Source organism: Bacteroides zhangwenhongii, from assembly GCF_009193325.2.
Lineage (GTDB): Bacteria > Bacteroidota > Bacteroidia > Bacteroidales > Bacteroidaceae > Bacteroides > Bacteroides zhangwenhongii.
In genome coordinates this window covers 1,213,796-1,231,952 of sequence record NZ_CP059856.1, presented here as the reverse complement: position 1 = coordinate 1,231,952, position 18,157 = coordinate 1,213,796, and the positions used below count along the sequence as shown (strand labels likewise).

Genomic DNA, 18,157 nt, shown 5'->3' with positions numbered 1-18,157 from the left:
CTCAAAAGCATAGGTTTAGTCAGTCTAAAGCTAAGCTTTTCATTCCCTAAAGCTATGCTTTAGTCAGGTAAAACAGGTTCTAAAGTAATTTCATTGTCATTACGTTTCCAAGACGATTTTATTAGTCCATATCACTACTGTCCCGTAAAAGTGGATAAATAGTTCTTTGAAATTATTGAAGTATAGTCAATTATACGGTTATTCGAAATGAAACGGACTTGATTTTGCAACTTTGCAGTCGAATACAAATGACTGCAAAGTTGCAAGATAAATATGTTTTCTCTCAACTAACCGCTTTTTTGAACGAAGCACAAGTTCCTGCCTTCTATACTGTAACCACTGCATCGAGGCACGATTCCACAGCAATGTCATCTTTCAGCATTGGATGTCGCCAATCTTCATAAGAAAAGATGGTTGGTTGAACTGTTCTTCAAATGGTTCAAGCAACATCTTAAGATAAAGAAATTCTGGGGCACAACGGAGAACGCTGTTCGCATACAAATCAGTGTGGCTATTACAACATACTGTCTTGTGGCTATTGTCCAACATGATATGAACTTGAGACGCTCGACCTATGAAGTCTTGCAAATTCTCAGCATCTCATTGACAGACATTACTCTTTCCCATATCGTTCGTTGTCAAACAAAGTTAATAGTGAATGAGCCATAAAACCACTATTTTTTAAGTATCTTTTTAATCACAGGAGTCACCAGATCAGCATAACGCATCATACCCACATCGGTAAAATGAATGCCATCTACTGTTGCCTCACGATCGCTTCCAAGCATCATCTTTGAGGATATATAGTATATATTTTTCTCTTTTCCTTTTTTCAACTCATTAAATACACGACGTAAGGTATCATTCAAAGTCTTAATTTTCAGAGCATTGTCGTTATTGTAGTAGGAGTCCATGAACTGTGGATCTTCAATAAAGATGACAGGTGTATGAGGATGCCTGTCACGAAGTATACGGTAAAACTTCTCCATTCGCTCATTCATCTGCTCAACCGTGACATTAGGTACAAAATCAAGCACGAAAACACCGGCATCTACTCCAGCCATCACTTGAGCTACTCCAAGATCAAGAAAAGCATTGCCACTAAACCCGAGATTGATACATTCCCGATTCAAACGGCGTGAGATAATATTGGTGTGAGCCATGCCTGGACGGGAGGCACATCCGCCTTGAAGAATGCTGGTTCCATAAAATACTACAGGTTTTTCACGTATAGGACTTTCCTTTGCGGGCTGATTGATACTGGCGTCAGCATCGATTCCAATCGACAAAGAAACCAGTCCGTCGTATAGCGGTAAATAAATCATAAACTCCCGTTCTTTAGCTTCCATACCGCTGATGAGGCTAGATTCCGTACTTTTTCCCATGGGGCGAGCACTATTCACAAAGTACCAGTTCTTTCCTTCCAGACAATAGAGGTCAAGTCCTTTCACTGCTACATCAGTCATATGATCCATATGGAAGTTAAACAATGATTCCCATTTTACTGCAACTTGAGTCGAATTGCTTCGGAAACGCACTGCCATACCCGATGAATTCCGACTTAGTTGCCACAACGGTAAGCGAGAAATATGTTCCAATGAATCAGGCAAACGTACATACCGCTCTGTGGTAGCAGCGGTAGCCTTTCCCAATAGTTGGAATTCAGCCGCATCATAGTAGGTTACCTGAGCTGACAGATTACTTGCCACAAGTAATAAAATAAGGTTTGCTATCCTCCTATAAATTGAAAATGACATAGTATATATAATTAAAGTTCTTTACTTCACTAATCTGATATTAATATTTTTGCGTCCTTTCACCTCCATTTGTTGAGTGATGAATCTTGCTTTGACAAAAGCTATGGAATCATCAGTCCGAAGGTTGATAGAATAAAATCCCTTTTCATCAGTTTGAGTCTCCTGACCGGATGAAATGGCACGAACCGTAACATAAGCTACCGGAGTGGCTTGTGCATCACGTACAAATCCCTGTACAGTAATAAATTCACCACTTGGCGTGACTTTAATGATTTGAGGAGAATCAACTACAGGAGTCTTCTCAAGTTTACTCCCTACTTCGATAGAAATACGATGGACTATGCGATCTGATGCAGTGCCCACTTTTATCTCAAAAGTCCCGGGTTCCAAGTAGCGATTACCGATATTATCGGTCAGGTAGAGTTCGTGTACGGGGACTTTCAATGTGATCTCTTTCGTTTCGGCCGGATTCAAACTTATCTTTTCAAATGCTTTCAGCTGCTTTACCGGTGTCATAACAGTACTGACAACATCACGTATGTAAAGTTGAACGACTTCTTTGCCGACAACTTCTCCACTGTTTGCAATCTTTACTTTTACGGCTATGGTATCATGAGCTTGATAGTGAGTTTTATCGGCAATCGCTGAAACCAAATCAAATGTAGTATAACTCAATCCATGACCAAAAGCCCAAAGAGGGTTCGGAGAAGAAAATACATAATCTCGTCCCGGCGTTTCATAAGTTCCGGGCTCTTTATAGAATCCCTTGTCGGTGGTCAAATGATTGTAAAAAGCGGGAAGGTGACCGGAGCTTTGAGGAAAGGAAAAACTAATTTTCCCTGATGGATTTACTTTACCAAAGAGAATATCGGCAATGGAATTACCTGCTTGTTCTCCAGCATACCATTGAACTAAAATAGCCGGAACATTTTTCTTAGCGAAAGGTATAGCAAACGGTTTACCGGCTACCAATATTAGGACTACCGGTTTACCTGTTGCACAGACCGCTTCAATCAGTTCTTCTTGAGCACCAGTCAATTCAACACCACTTAAATCAATTCCCTCGCCACTAGTAGAAGGGGCACTGCTGTGGCGTACAAAAGCGGTACTTGAACTGCCAACAAACAGTAATGCAACATCACTCTGTTGAGCCGCACATACAGCTTCTTCAATGCCTGATTGATCAAACGAAGCGATAGAACAGCCTTGGGCATAGTTCACTTTCACCTTTTTGCCTGCCAAACGACAGATGCCTTGTAACGGTGTGATACCATCTTCTTTGTTTTTACTCCATGTATAATCGCCAAATTGCACACAGTCTGCATTAGGACCAATTACTGCCACCGACCGGAGTTTCTTTATATCCAATGGAAGTAAATTACCTTCGTTTTTCAGAAGTACTGTCGACTCATCAGCAATCTGACGTGAAAGTGAAACACACTCTTTGGCACGTAACGGCCAACGATATGAATTTTTCTCAAGGTAAGGGTCTTCAAACAAACCTAATTCAAATTTAGCACGTAACACACGTTTCACCGCCCGGTCGATATAGCGTACATCAAACTCACCAGCCAGCACTTTACTCTCAAGCGATTTGAAACAGAGACTCGACGCTTCAACATCCAAACCAGCCGTAAGTACTTGACTGGCAGCATCAAAATCATTACCAGCTGTTTCGTGAAAGTTTTTCAACATATCAATAACTCCCCAATCTGAGTAAACATAGCCTCGGAAGCCAAAACGGTTACGTAAAATATCAGTTAGCATAAATTTGGAAGCTGAATTGGGTTCGCGGTTCCAAGCATTGTAGCTTGACATAACTGCTAAAATATCGGTTTCAGCCAGTATGGCTTCAAAAGGTTTCAGATAGACATCAAATAAATCACGAATGCCACACTCCACTGATGCCAGATTTAATCCGCCCAATGGATTTCCATGCGGTCCGTAATGCTTTGCCATTGGTGAAATGCCATGATCCATATATCCTTTAACCTCTGCTACAGCCATACGAGCACAAAGGAAGGGGTCCTCACTAAACGATTCTTCCACTCTGCCCCAACGTAACTCACGAGCTACATCTATACAAGGAGCTAACACTTGTTTTACCCCAATTGTATTAAGTTCACCCGCAATATGCTTTGTCATTTCATAAGCCAATTCAGGATTAAATGTACTGCCTATAGCTATATTCTGCGGATAGATAGTAGAACCTTCATGCACCACTCCATGAAGTGACTCCGCTACCGAAAAACCCGGAATACCCAGACGTGTCTGCTCCAGCAAATAGGTTTGAATAATGCGGAAATTCTTCCTGCATTGCGCTGCCGTGAGTGGAAAACCTTCGAAGAAGCCATACCCTTTATCACCACACATCTTTGCTAACTTGGCGGTATTGAGCTTTTGTCCGTCAAATACATCCCACGATTGCAAATGGCTGATTTGAGCTATTTTTTCCTGCAATGTCATACGGTTCAACAGATCGTTTACCCGTTCTTCAGTGGGAAGTGATGGATTCTTGTATGGAAATGCATGCTGTGCATTCAATGAAGAGGCACAACAAAATAAGCATATGATCAGAATATCTTTAATTATAAATTTCATAGTTACGAAAATTTAGTTAACAATTACGGATATAATGAGCAGAAGTCATCATCATATTTTAATATCAGTTCTTTAGCCAAAGATATTGGATTTTCTTCAGAAATGATTGGAAAATCTTCATTTTTCAATGTCCACTCATACTCAAACTGTGTAATATCCTGATGAAATTTCTCTTCATCAAAGTTTTTATGCCTGGTCATAGCGGCAATTACTTCTTCTGTGAAACGTTTCCAGCGTTCCCTGTAGAATGTACGTGTCAATCCTCCCCATCCTCTATTGGCATAATCGTTCAGCTGGGTATCTTTCTGTCCCCATACCGTAAGAATGCACCGTGCATTTTCTTCATAATATTTTTGTTCTTGTTCATTCACTGCAAAATCTCTGGCATCTTTTATCCATTTGCCTATTGAGAAAACAGGACTGCAGCAGAGCAATCGATCTACATCGAGCAAAAGTTGGTCCATACGCTGTCCCCACACCTTAGTTCCTTCCAAATCTTTTTTCCGATAGCAATCGGTAAACTTATCACGATAGTCAGCAAAAAGATTACCTAAAACTTGCCTTCCCACATTAATTACATCAAAATGATATTCAGAATGATATACTTCTTCAGCTTTCAGCAACTCTTTCCAGATTTCCCACAAATCGATATTTTTATAATCGTACCCGGGAAGTGTGTTCCATCCTTCTACACCTTCTAACTGTGGACGAGCATTCATCAATACTGCTTGTCCGCAAAGGGCTGCTGAAGTATAGATCTTCTCATATAGTTGTTTCCATGCTTTAACAATATGATTATCTACATTCCCCCCTCTGCATTGGGCCCAATTTGCAATCCACTGGTGGACAGGCATTGAATTTTGCCATGCACGTTCAAAAACGAATTCATACATTAAAGGATTTACATCAAGACCTTCAAGCGTCACTCCCAAACCATATACGTTATCGCCTCCTTCTTTGAAAAGCCGATCAATTTTAAAATCTACATCATTCAGGTCACCAGCTAAAAAAGTGTTTCCACCAAAATTCCCTAAATAACACCAAATATAAGGTTTCCCGTAGTATTGCTCTGTATCACGCCATATTTCTGTATAATCACAATAATAATCAAGTAAAATCAGTTTATCTTGAGGAACAGCATTTAAAAAGGATTTGATACGGGGTTGAGTCCATTTCTCTTTGGCATGATAAAACATCCACGTCATCTGTAACCATTGAGCAGCAGAATCCACACCTTGGATCGATTTATAAATTTTATCAGATACATTAGACAAAAACTCCTCGTTCCAGTTGGGTGAGTCTACTTCATTGAAAGGATCGATACCATAAATGTGGTTGGTGCCATACACTTTTGTCTGTTCCTCTAAAAAACGACGTTGAATGACTGAATAAAGCGAATCCATGGGATCAATGAAGTGACTACGATACTTTTCATCGTATCCTCCCCATTGACTCATTGTGTAGATCTTGGCTTCCGGATAAAGTTCTTTTAGTTCAGCGGGAACATGTCCTGCAAAAGCAGGTAGAATGGGAGTCATATCAAAAGCCCGTTCACGTTCAAGAATTAACTTCTGTAGTTTTTCTTGGTCTGCCAACCATGATTGAGGTAGCGGACTTTGCCAATAATCGACGTTTGACATACGATGCCAGGGAAGGTGAGCCGGACCTGTAAAATAAGTACGAACCTCCTCATCAGACAGTCCCATCTCCGTCCATACTTTATACCATATAGACTCTTGACCGGTGATAGCCAACGGCATGGTTACTCCATTCAGAGCCATCCAGTCAATAAGTCGTTCCCAATCACTCCATTTCCAGTAGGGCATAGAGTAGCCAAAGGTGCAATAATTAAGAAAGAAACGATTCTTACACTTTGAACGTAAAATAACGGGAGCTTCTACTTCAGGTAGTTGAGCAGGCATTACTACACTATCCGAAGCATACCAAGAGACATGTGCCTGACAGTAATACTTCAAATAATGGTTTAGTCCTACGGCCAATGAATTCCGGTTGTTTCCTTTAATCAGAATCTTCCCATTGTCAGACTCAAGTGTAAAGCGGTCTATATCTACAGAATCAGTCAGAAGTTGAAATTGGAAAGAGTGAGCATATTGAGGAAACAAACGTTCGCACATTTCACTAAGTGTATTTGTAGCCGGATCTTGATTTCTTTGGCAACTCACCATAAAAAAAAGTAGTATAAGATAAAAGTATTTATTGTTCATAAGCATATCGTCTATTCAAATACGAGGAAAATGTTTTTTATAAGAATTTTAAGGGTGTCCTTCTTCGGACACCCTCGATTGCAAATGTGAAATATACTTGTTAATGTGAATCACGGATAGGACGTTCTATAACAAACTTGCAGAACTTATGATAAAGAGCCACGTCAGCCGGTTCACTAGAGTACTTCAAGGTAAGCAATGCGTTATTACTCTGATAGTAAGCCAAGCGGCATTTTTCCCATACACCATACTCCTTGAATTTTGCCATATAGTTTTCCAAACGGTAAGCTTTGCCGTGAGCTGCCAACACATCGTCCTCAAACTCTATCTCCATCTGCATATTACAACGCAAAGCTTCTTTGCAGGCTTCATCAAGACGTGTAAGAGGTATTTTATCATCAAAATAGTAATTGGGCTGGTAGTAAGCATAGTGAAATCCCAGTTCTTTCCAAGACTCGTGACCATCGGAATTGAAGAACGGAATCCAGTTGAAACTATATTTCAGTTCGTTCAGATAGTTGGCAATGGGAGTAATGATATTTCCGGTATGTGAAGCATCCTCGGCAATCCAATAGAATCCGGCTAAGTCGACATATTGATACTCCTTCTCGCTGAAACGGGCACGCACTTGATCGATGAACCACTTACAAGCCTTCACACGGTCGGCTGGTTTGGAGAAGTCGAGCGACATATTATCAATCTCACCCCAATATACACTCGACGAACCTGACACCAATTCATTCTGTACGTCAATAGGCTCAGGAATGCCAATTATTACTTGGCGTTTGTACGCAGGCGCCCCCATGGTAGTCATTGCTTTCTTTACACCGGCTTCGATAGCTGCAATACCAGTTTCTGAATTGAAATAACAATCGATGAGTTTCATCCACTCAGCCTTGGTGGCTGATTCATAGCGCATCCCCTTGGTATACTCTCTCACCGTTTGCCAATTGTCGGAAGTATTGAGGATTTCAAGCATGAGGAAGCTATCAAAGAACCAGTGTGAAGTGTTTTGCTCGTCTACATAAGTAATATAGGGTTGAGCGCGTTCCTGCGTCCAAATGGGACGTTGGTCACCACCCGAGTAAAAAAGTACCATATCGGTATTAGCCAAGATTGACTGACGGTTGGTTTCCCAATCGTATTTCTGGTCGGGCTTAATTTCAATTTCTCCACTGCCGTCTTCTGGAAAAACAGGAACGGTGTGTTCCTCATCGGAACAAGCTACCAATACTGAGCATAAACCTCCCATCAGTAGTGATACAAAAGTAAGAACAATCTTTTTCATACATTTCTTATTCATTGTTTTATGATGTTTAAATAGTTGTTTGAATATCGTTTAAATGATATTAAAAATAACATTAAGTATCGTTTACAGGCCTTTGAACTTTGTGAGTTCGAAAGCTATCAAGCCATGATCGGTAGTAAGCATATATACCTGTACGGCCAATCCGTCCTGACTTTTGGCAAAAATCACATCACCTGTACAAGGAATATTCTCACCAAGCACACTGCTCACTCCATCGAACGCCCAAGGAGAGGTATATCCCGTAGCTGTGTAACCTGAACCTGGTACGCCACCCGGCACATCTGCATTTCCTATTGTATTGCCTTGCTGTGAATCAAAGATGAAGCCATCGCTCATAGAATTAGCATTGGGATTCTTGGTGATGTCAGCCACATAAAGGCGTTGTGCTCCATTGAAGGAACCTGAACCATTCTGAACAGCCAACAATCTCGCGCCATTAAAATCAACATAATCAATACCTTTAGTGAATCCTTGCCAACCCCAATAATGTGAATCGGGAACTGTAAAAGCAAAAGCTCTGTCTGCACTATCACCAACAGGAGCACAAATCACCATATTAGTTTCATTGGCTGGTGTAGATATGTAGCTGAAAGGTTTCTCCGTATTAGTTGTAAGGATCTTCGTATAGTCTTCTACACGTGCACCACTCACATTAGCAAATTCCACATGCGCCTTGCCGCTCATTATGCCATCGACAAAGCTGATAAATACCATGCGATATGAGAAAGGAGACGTAGTGGTTAGTACAGCTTTTCCACTAGTAATGTCGCCTGTGATGTGAATAGAACTACCCATATCAATATTATAGTTCCAGTTAACTCCCATAGGTGCTTGATCGAAAACTGGATCACTGAAAGGTTTATCAAGTATCAATGTGGGAGTGTTTTCTATACCATTTTTCCATACCCATACATTAACATCCGTATAAGGAGTGGCATAGCTTCCTGCACGAGTACTCACGTAAGCCATGGCTACCATGTGTCCATTATCATCGGAGGTAATAGCACGTATGATGCGATTAGATGGTATACCGGTCACATTTACCTTCACCTGATCAAGCAACTTGCCGTTATATCGGTTAAACACCGGCATATTGACGAAATTATTGCTATTACTAAGGATGAGATAATCATCTACTACAGCCATAGTACGATTGGCACCCACTTCAAAACCATGCGAATTTTCTTTCAAAGTTTGGAAACCAAAGAGCCCGGCCACATAACCTACACCATATTCCACAAACTCAGGAGTTTTGTACACTGTTTCGTATACCGTTTTCTTCACACCATCCTGTGCTGTGATAGTAACGGTAGGCATCACACTTAAATCGAGGATTTTTGTCATAGGATCGTAAGCATCCGATTCAATGGTCGCCCATGGAGCAATGGTAATAAGTGCATTTTGCAATTCTCCGTCGATACTTGACGAGGTCTTATAGATAATAATTTGTCCTTTTTTATCCTCTTCAACAGGATCAGCTACTACAATCTGAGCACGTACATTGGCTAGTTCGACCTTAATGATATTGGCACGTTCCGACTTTTTATAAATAGCTGTAAAAGTGTAGTTTTTCTTGGAACCATCGGCTTCAATTAAGGTAGAAGAAAATCCTTCTTTTAAATTGTGAATACCCGACAAAGGGGGATCAAAACGGGCACCTACAGGAAGTGTAGCTTTAAGTCTCATACGAGTAATATCGCCTTGAATAGGTTCTGTATCTGAGATGTAGTAAGGAGCCTGCACTACAGCAGTACCGTTGACACGGTCGATAACGGCTTCATATTCAGTGTTCTCATTACCTGCAAATCGTCCGGTAATGATGAGTTGATCGGTGATTTCACTTTCGGTTCTTACCAAATCGTCAGGGTCAACACATCCCGCTAGGCAAAGCGAGAAAGCCCAAAAAACGTTTATGATATGTTTTAGTTTCATATTATCTACTTATTTAGATGGTAACCATAATTATTTCCAACCAGGAGTTTGCTCACACATTGTGTTATTTCGAAGCTCACTGGAAGGTATCGGGAAAATATTATATTTCTTAGGGAACTTACGATCCTGCGTGTCACATTCTACACGGGTATAAAGAAAGCTTGAACCGGTTTTTTCAATCTTGATACCATGCAGTCGTTGCCCATTGAGTACCTTTTGAGCAATATCCCAACGAACAAGATCATACCAACGATGTCCTTCGAGTCCCAGTTCACATACACGTTCCTTCGAGAGATCTTTAAGATAATTGTCCCAGGTAGACTGCTGAGCTAAAATAGGCAACCCCACACGAGTACGAATCTTGTTGAGATAGTCGTAAGCTTCCTTAAACTTATCTAAACGGGCATAGGCTTCGGAAAGGATAAGAACAATCTCGGCATAACGCATCTCAATCCAGTAGGATGTACTTTCAATATCTACGTAGTTGATATTGTCGCTTTCATCCATAAATTTACGGAAGATATAACCAGTGGTACTAGTGCGCACATAGTCCTGACTTGCCGATGTAGAGAAATCCATGTATCCGTCTTTACCACCTACGTAAAGTTCAAGTTGACGTCCTGTCCAATTGGCACCATTGTAGAGAATAGAAGCATAGAAACGTGGGTCGCGGTTTCCCCATGGTCCTTCGGAATATTCATCCAAATGAGTCCAATCAAACGATTTCCATTCCTGCCCCACCTTGATATCAAATGCAGAAGCATACTCATCGGTAGGCGTAGCGGCTGCACCCAACGTACCAGGTTGCAAGCCTGCTTTTTCTGTGTCATAGGGTGGGCAGAAGAAATGATTAAACATGTGTTGCTTAGTCTTTTGTTGAAAATAGACAGGCAAAATTAGCTCCTTATTATTCACAGTATTGAAAATTTGCATATAACTGTCCTTAGAAGTCCCTGAAAGAAGTTGATATACACCCTTTTTCTCCAGCTTTTCTACCTCTAATGCTGCATTAACAGCATCCTGCCAACGCTTGGCATAGAGAGCGGCACGGGCTTTCATACCATACGCAGCCCCCTTTGTAAGGCGGCCTGCCTCCGATCCTGTCCATTCTTCCGGTAGCACTTGGGCTGCTTTTTCATATTCGTCAAGGATAAAAGTCCAGCAATCGTCTTCTGACGAACGAGCTTGTGCGCGCTGGTTATGATCATCCACCCGGTCTTCGTTGATACGCAGGATTACACCGCCATGACGCAATACCAGCTCTTGATAAGCAAAAGCACGCATAAAACGAACTTCGGCTGTTCGAATGGCTAACTGATCGGAATCTAATTTATCAGCAAAGCCACTATGAACATCGTAAAAATACTCATTAAACCGACGAATCTGCTCGTACATGTCATCCCAATTAGAACGATAATTACCATCAGGACTCATCATATTGTCGTAATAAAAAAGTTTGTTCACGCTGCCCTCAGCTACATTGAACCAAGAATATTTAATGAGGTCACTCACACCATCGTCCATGGCCAGATTAGCTCCCACATTGATATCGGCATTGCTATAAAACACGCCATAGAAACTTTTGACATAAAGATCCAGGTTCTTGATAGAAGCATAGGCTGTAGATTCGCTATAAGTGTCAGTAGGATCGATATCAAGCACATTACACGATTGCAATGTGAGAGTCGACAGAGCCAATCCTAGTAATAGATTTTTTGTTTTCATGCTAATTTATTTTATTAGATGTTGTACACATAGGGTTTAGAACGTTACGTCTACACCAAACGTAAAGGTGCGTTGCTGCGGATAGTAACCTTGAATGACATTGGCCGACTCTGGGTCGAGGTACTTAAACTCGGTGAAAGTAAAAAGGTTGTGGCCGCTGGCAAACAGACGAAGATTGCTGATACCGGCTTTCTTTACCCATGACTGTGGCAAGGTATATCCCAAAGTCACATTTTTGAGGCGTACATAAGCACCATTACGCTTCCAGAAGTCAGATACCTGGGCATTATTAGCATAAGCCACTGTACTGAGACGCGGATATTCAGCATTGGTATTGTCGGGACGCCAGCTGTTCTCTACCAAGTAGTAAGGCGCGTTATCCCATCCGGCATAGAAAGGGCGCGTAAGTGGAGTCTGGTCACGTGCACCGTTATTCCATTCGCCACAAAGCAACTTGTCGCACAAGGCAGCACCTTGCAACTGAACAGAGAGGTCGAACCCTTTCCAGTTGGCGTCGGCCATCAACGAGAACATCATCTCAGGCGTGGTGGGGCGTGCAATCTTCACCTCATCGTCCCAGCTAATGAGTCCATCGCCATTATAATCAAGATAACGAATGTCACCCAATCGGGGAGTTTCGCTAATGGGTAACGGAGCTGCGTCAATCTCGGCTTGTGTCTGATACAGACCTAGCGATTTCAACCCCCAAATGGCCCCTACCGATGTCCCCAGACGGTTCTGCCAAGGTTTAGTATTGTCAGCCTGCGTCATACGCAGTATTTTATTGTGGGCAAACGAAAGGTTACCATTCAGGCTGTAATTGAATTTGCCAATGTGATTACGGTGTTTTACTGTAATCTCGAATCCACGGTTATCAAATGTACCACTGTTTTCAATACTCGGATAATGGCCTCCCAGCGAAGGAGGATATACCCCACCAATGGGACGAAGGATATCGTAAGTATATTTGTAGAAAACATCGAACTCAATGCCCAAAAGACCATTCCATGCCGAAAGTTCGAAACCAACGTTGATAGAACGACATTTCTCCCAAGTAAGATTCTCCATCGGGTAAGATACTTTATTATACAAGGTATTCACCGCTTGTGGAGTGGTACCGAAAACCGTATTGTTTTTTGACCATGCGTACTGTTTGCGGTAGAGGAAAGGATCAACATTGTCGCTACCTAAGATACCGAAAGAGGCTCTTAACTTGAAGCGTTCCACTTGAGGAAAGAGTTCTTTGAAAAAATCTTCTTCAGAAGCAACCCAGCCCAATGAAGCCGATGGGAAGAATCCCCAGCGATTACCCTCTTTAAAGTGATAAGAGCCATCGTACCGGAAAGTAAATTCAGCCAAATAACGGTTATTATAAGCATAGTTGAAACGACCAACATAACCGGCATAGCCCTGGCGGATGCTGCTGGAGAAGTTACCATCGGTGGGATGAATAGTAGATCCAAAAGGTAACTCGTCAATATCGAGTAGTGCGAAATCGGAGCGATAGCCTGTCAGCGTATTTCCTTTACGCTCAGTTTGTTCATAAAGGAATAGTGCACCTACATCATGTAAACCAAACTTTTGGTTGTATGAGATAGAAGGGCGTAATACCACTTGCTGTTCTTTCTCGTCACCGACTGACATCCCCCCTGTTGGCAACAGATTAGAAGCATACTGACGTACATATTTCTTGGACTCGGGTTTATAAAGCATCAATTCGTAAGAGTATTTGAAGCTGTGTGAATCGCGATCTTGCCAGTCCCAACCCACAAACATACCAGCTTTCAAACCTTTGAGGAAGGGGAAAGAGTATTCTATCTTGGCCGATGTCTCCAGACGCATGGTGCGCGTTTTGCTATAGCCCGAATGTCCGGCTGCATAATCAGGATTGGAAGCGCCACGATAACCAGATGCCGGCATCCCTTCATATTCGAGTGGAACAAACGGAGCAGCATAAAGCAATACCCCCACCACATTATTCGTCGTTTGATTCTCATAACTGTCGCCACCTGGCTGATAATAGTCGTTAATTTTACCGGCCACGTTAAGTGACACGCTGATATCTTTGGTTACTTGCGTATCGATATTCGAACGGAAGTTGCCACGTTCCAGCTCAAAACCTTTAATGAAGCCATTCTGTTTCATAAATCCACCACTGAGGAAGTAACGGGTTTTCTCGTTACCACCACTGATAGAAAGATTGTGCTGATGCATTAAAGTAGTACGATAAATAGGTTCCTGCCAATCGGTATTTTCAAAGCCATCGGTAGGATCTCCATTGGTAGTCATGGCAATTTCTTCATCGGTAAAGTAGATTTTCTCACCATCCATGCGGCGAGCATAGTTATACCACTGCATATAGTGTGTACCATTCATAAACTTGGGCAGTGTAGTAGCATGTGACAAAGTGAGCGACCCTTTATAATTAATGGTAGTTTTGCCCTCTGTTCCTCGTTTGGTAGTGACCAATATTACACCTGCAGCAGCTTTCATTCCATACACAGCACACGAGGCAGCATCTTTTAATATAGTAACTGATTCCACTTCATTGGGATTGATATACGCCATGCTGCGTTCTACACCATCTACCAGAATAAGGGGGCCGTCACCTCCATTATATGTGGAATGTCCACGAACCAACAATGAAACATCATCAGCTCCCGGGGCTCCGGTGGCTTGTTGAGATATCAATCCCGGCAACTTGCCGACCAAGGCTTGCGAAACGTTGCTTGTTGTTGACTTCAATAATTCTTTAGAAGATACCGAAGATATTGATCCTGTGAGATGGATCTTTTTCTGGGTACCATAACCGACTACTACCACCTCGTCGAGACTATTAATGTCTTCTTGAAGGGTAACATTAATCATAGAACGGCTGTTTACTTTTACCTCTTGTGTTATCATACCTATATATGATAGCACTAATGTAGCAGATCTGGGTGCATTCAAGGTAAAATGACCATTAAGATCAGTAGTTGTGCCCGTTGCGCTCCCCTTTACGGTCACACTGACTCCGGGTAACGGCAACCCTGTCGCATCTACGACGACTCCATTGACTGTACTTTGCGCATAACTATTCGATGCGCATACAAAAAGTATTGTTAATGAGAAGAATAATATTCTCATAGAACAAAAACGACCTTTTTGCATAGCTTTGTGTTTCATAAGTTAGAAGTTTATTAATAATATGTATATATCTTATTTAAAGTTGGCGTGTTATCATTTCCTCAATTACCTCACTGGCAACAGTAGAAACATCTTTTTGGTTAGCAATATCCCATAAGGATGAATCTTCTTCAAGAACAAACTGTGTACCCACAATCCAACTCTGAATCCATCCGGTAAGAGTGCTCCATACCCCCCATCCGGCATCAGCATTCGAAGCCCAATAATTCCAATCTTCATAATTGAAAGCCCTGAACCATGCACCATCTACGTTCTTGAATTTATCACTACGTACTTGAATACGAATCAAAAAATCGCGCATTTGATTTACAGCCTTTATGTAAGTAGTATCCTGAGTTGCCTTAGCAGCTTCACACAGACCCACAAAGGCAAAGTTTGTTGTATAAAGCATATCAGCAACCGGATCGCCATTGTCAAAAATTAGTGGTGCTTCGTTGTTGCCATATTCCGCATTGGAAGGAGTACGCCCAAAAAGACTTTTCGACTCATCACCCAGTTCTTCGCGAATACCTCCACAAGGCACTTGATTTCTAAGCAGTTCATTTGTCATAAAATGCAGCCAATCCAAGTGTTCCTCTGTTGGTTCCACCCGATAGAGCCATGCTAGCGGCAGAATCATACGGGCACGTTCTTGTTGAATTCCGTTAGTCCACGACCACTGTTCCGGATATCCTTCCATCATCATAGTTATTCCACGTTTCACACGTTCAAGCAGCGGCTGATAATGTGTTTGGTTATACAGCCAAAGATAGCAAGCCCAGTTCCAAGCCTCAAAGTGAGCATGCAGATTTACCAGGTCAGCATTATAGTATGATTTCCAGCCGCGTTTCTGTAAATCGGGCTCAAGAATATTTTGTCCTCTAAATCCATTTAATCCCGTAGTACGGAAATTACCTACAATGCCCTCAACGATTTGCTTATCCCATTTAGGGTTATTCATCAATGCTGATGAAGCAATAGAACCTAATAATGAACGGGCATTATCATCGCCATAATAAGTGCCTTTATGTGTATAAGCCCATCCTAACAGACCATATGATGGGGATTTTGGATCATTGCGTACTGAATCTCTATATTCTGTGAATGAATAGTCAAGTAAATTGGCAGCTACCTTTGTATATTCTGAATTATTCAGTAGTGTACCGGCAGCTGCAAAAGCGAACGAAGCTTCTCCTTGAACATCATCACGCATCCAGTAACGATACATCTGCGTACCGTCATATTTAATACCGGACATATGTCCTTCCAAAATACCTAATGAACCGTCACCATCTTTAAAGTTGCGTGGGAGTTCAGGTCCTACCGGGGCAACACCATTACCCATATATTTATCAGCCCAATCATGCTTCCAATCGGAATGCACCAAGAAATGTCCATTGTAGAACCATTCTACTCCTCTTTTAATGCTATTCATTCCTGCATCTTTCGGCAACATATCAGTAGCTGTATAAGTCGGACGAATATAAGAAGTCCAGGTAGAAAAAATGAATGTCTCTTTATTTAACAACCATTGAAAAATATATTCGAACAATGCCTTTACTCGTTGTTCCGGTAAGTAACGGCTCTCTGCAAAATTACTCATGCAAGTGGCTGAAAGGAGAAGTCGGTCATTGTGAAAATACAGTATCGGTTGAGTGGGCGTATCTTTCAGTCCATAAACCGCCTCGTTGAAGCCTGCCACTTTTGCAGCTACTAACAAGGGATTAGCAACCGGATTTGGGGTTTGCTTCATAATACAGCGTTGAAACGACAGTAAACTCATAGAGGGAAGTAGTGAATTCAATGAATCACATACCACAATACGTTCCAATTCCAAAGTATCGGCTGTCACCCATTCAGTAGTTCCTACGCATTGTGGAAACTCCATAAATACTCGCAATGATTTTTCTTTGATTATTTTCTGGTCAGCTTCATCAAGTTTCACCCCTTCCCTAGGATAGGATTTACTCAATAATAATACGCCCGCCTGTTTTGGGGCTTTCTGTAATGCTTCATGCACCGATGGATAGATACGAAGTCGATATCCTTCCTCATCCAGCAACTTCATCAAGTCATTAGTAGGAGTTCCATAGCATATCACTTCTTCTTTCTGCCGGCACGAAGCCAACAGAAGAAGCAACAGGAATATGCCAATAATTCGTGTTTTTAACATAATGTTTTATTTAGAATAAATAGTTTCCAATATTTTCCAGCATTGAAACAGTCCTCTAGGTACATGAAAACATCCTTTCCATTTACCACCTTTCAAGGGTAACAATACTTCGCCTCTTCTATTCAAGTATCCGTACCATTCCGGATACTCAGCGTCCCTAAAGTGTACCCATGTATAATCATGTACTTTTTCAAACCATTCCAGACACAGTTTGTCTCCTGTCAACTGATAGCCTTTTAACAATGAAATCAGAGATTCAATGTGCACCCACCAGAGTTTCTGGTCCCATTCCAACTGTTGAGGAGGAAAACTGTTACGATCTAAAAAGTAATAAATGCCACCATACTCTTTATCCCAACCATATTCAAGCATGGTAAGAGTCGTATTTTTCGCTTTCTCTATCAGTTCTGGACGATGCAGACGCTTACCCAAGTCCATGATAAACCACATGGCTTCAATCGCGTGGCCGGGAGTGATCTGGCGACCTTCAAAACAATCTACAAGGCTGCCGTTTACATCTACATTCTCGACAATGATTCCACCAAGTTCGGGACGATAAAAGACGTCCATAACTTCATGGATACAAGTGTCTATAGCCTGTTCTAAATAATCTTTACCTAAAATATGCTCTATTTCCATAGCAAGATTGCAGAGAATCATCGGAAGAGCAAAATTCTTTAGATTGCGTGTACTGGGATGAAGCTTGTTCCATTTTCCTTTAGGGTTATCAACTTTGGACAAGATAATATCGAATGTCTTTCTGGCAATATCGGCATACTCCTGATTGCCGGTTGCCAAACTCAATTGTCCGAAAGCCATCGTTGCAAAAGTATAGGAGAAAATGTTATACGGTTCTACCAACGGTCTACCCGAACGATCGAGGGAAAAGTACCAGTTGTAATTTCCGTCATGTCCGTATTTCTTTAAAAATTCGCCACCTTGAACGGCACAGTCCAGCCATTCCTGGCGTTTCTCCACCTTGTTGTAAAGCATGGAGAACGTCCATACCTCACGTCCCTGCAACCAAATGAACTTATCCGTATCGAAAACCTTCCCTTCACGGTCCAGACAGGTGAAATAACCGCCGTATTCACCGTCCTGGGAGTGGTCGATCCAGAATGGAAGGACATTGTCCAACAATTCATTTCGGTACTGATTTGCTAGTTTCTTAAAATCCATAATATTGTTTTTTAAATTAGGTATAGGGCACGCCGAAGACGGAGAAACGTTTCTTGAATGGCCATGCAAAAACCGTCTGTGGCTTCTCTAT

9 protein-coding genes and 1 pseudogene are annotated in these 18,157 nt (G+C 41.7%); 1 reads left to right on the top strand and 9 read right to left on the bottom strand.

Translation table 11 applies throughout. The features are described from left to right. Positions 1 to 369: 369 nt before the first annotated feature. Positions 370 to 618, top strand: a pseudogene (locus GD630_RS04890) (transposase); the annotation flags it as partial. A gap of 56 nt (positions 619 to 674) precedes the next feature. On the opposite strand, the gene GD630_RS04885 reads toward GD630_RS04890, so the two are convergent. The 9 genes from GD630_RS04885 to GD630_RS04845 all read right to left on the bottom strand — a co-directional run bounded on the left by GD630_RS04885 (position 675) and on the right by GD630_RS04845 (position 18,066). Continuing rightward, a complete protein-coding gene (locus GD630_RS04885) occupies positions 675 to 1,757 on the bottom strand; it encodes an SGNH/GDSL hydrolase family protein (RefSeq protein WP_143864616.1) in 1,083 nt (360 codons plus the stop codon). A 21-nt stretch (positions 1,758 to 1,778) separates the two neighbouring features. Continuing rightward, on the bottom strand, positions 1,779 to 4,358 hold the full coding sequence (locus tag GD630_RS04880; RefSeq protein WP_143864617.1) for a glycoside hydrolase family 3 N-terminal domain-containing protein: 2,580 nt from the start codon (positions 4,356 to 4,358) through the stop codon (positions 1,779 to 1,781). A gap of 23 nt (positions 4,359 to 4,381) precedes the next feature. Next, positions 4,382 to 6,583, bottom strand: coding sequence for an alpha-N-acetylglucosaminidase (locus tag GD630_RS04875; protein ID WP_143864618.1), 2,202 nt, complete (start codon positions 6,581 to 6,583; stop codon positions 4,382 to 4,384). Between the two features lie 100 nt (positions 6,584 to 6,683). Further along, on the bottom strand, positions 6,684 to 7,871 hold the full coding sequence (locus GD630_RS04870; protein WP_229118843.1) for a DUF4855 domain-containing protein: 1,188 nt from the start codon (positions 7,869 to 7,871) through the stop codon (positions 6,684 to 6,686). 84 nt (positions 7,872 to 7,955) lie between these two features. Next, positions 7,956 to 9,824, bottom strand: a complete 1,869-nt coding sequence (locus GD630_RS04865) for a DUF5018 domain-containing protein (RefSeq protein WP_143864620.1) — start codon at positions 9,822 to 9,824, stop codon at positions 7,956 to 7,958. A gap of 30 nt (positions 9,825 to 9,854) precedes the next feature. Continuing rightward, on the bottom strand, positions 9,855 to 11,549 hold the full coding sequence (locus GD630_RS04860; RefSeq protein WP_143864621.1) for a RagB/SusD family nutrient uptake outer membrane protein: 1,695 nt from the start codon (positions 11,547 to 11,549) through the stop codon (positions 9,855 to 9,857). A gap of 36 nt (positions 11,550 to 11,585) precedes the next feature. Then, positions 11,586 to 14,714: a SusC/RagA family TonB-linked outer membrane protein gene (locus GD630_RS04855; protein WP_143864622.1), complete on the bottom strand. Its 3,129-nt coding sequence runs from the start codon at positions 14,712 to 14,714 to the stop codon at positions 11,586 to 11,588. A gap of 37 nt (positions 14,715 to 14,751) precedes the next feature. Further along, a complete protein-coding gene (locus GD630_RS04850; RefSeq protein WP_143864623.1) occupies positions 14,752 to 16,887 on the bottom strand; it encodes a hypothetical protein in 2,136 nt (711 codons plus the stop codon). Between the two features lie 6 nt (positions 16,888 to 16,893). Beyond that, positions 16,894 to 18,066, bottom strand: coding sequence for an AGE family epimerase/isomerase (locus GD630_RS04845; protein WP_143864624.1), 1,173 nt, complete (start codon positions 18,064 to 18,066; stop codon positions 16,894 to 16,896). Between the last annotated feature and the right edge of the window lie 91 nt (positions 18,067 to 18,157).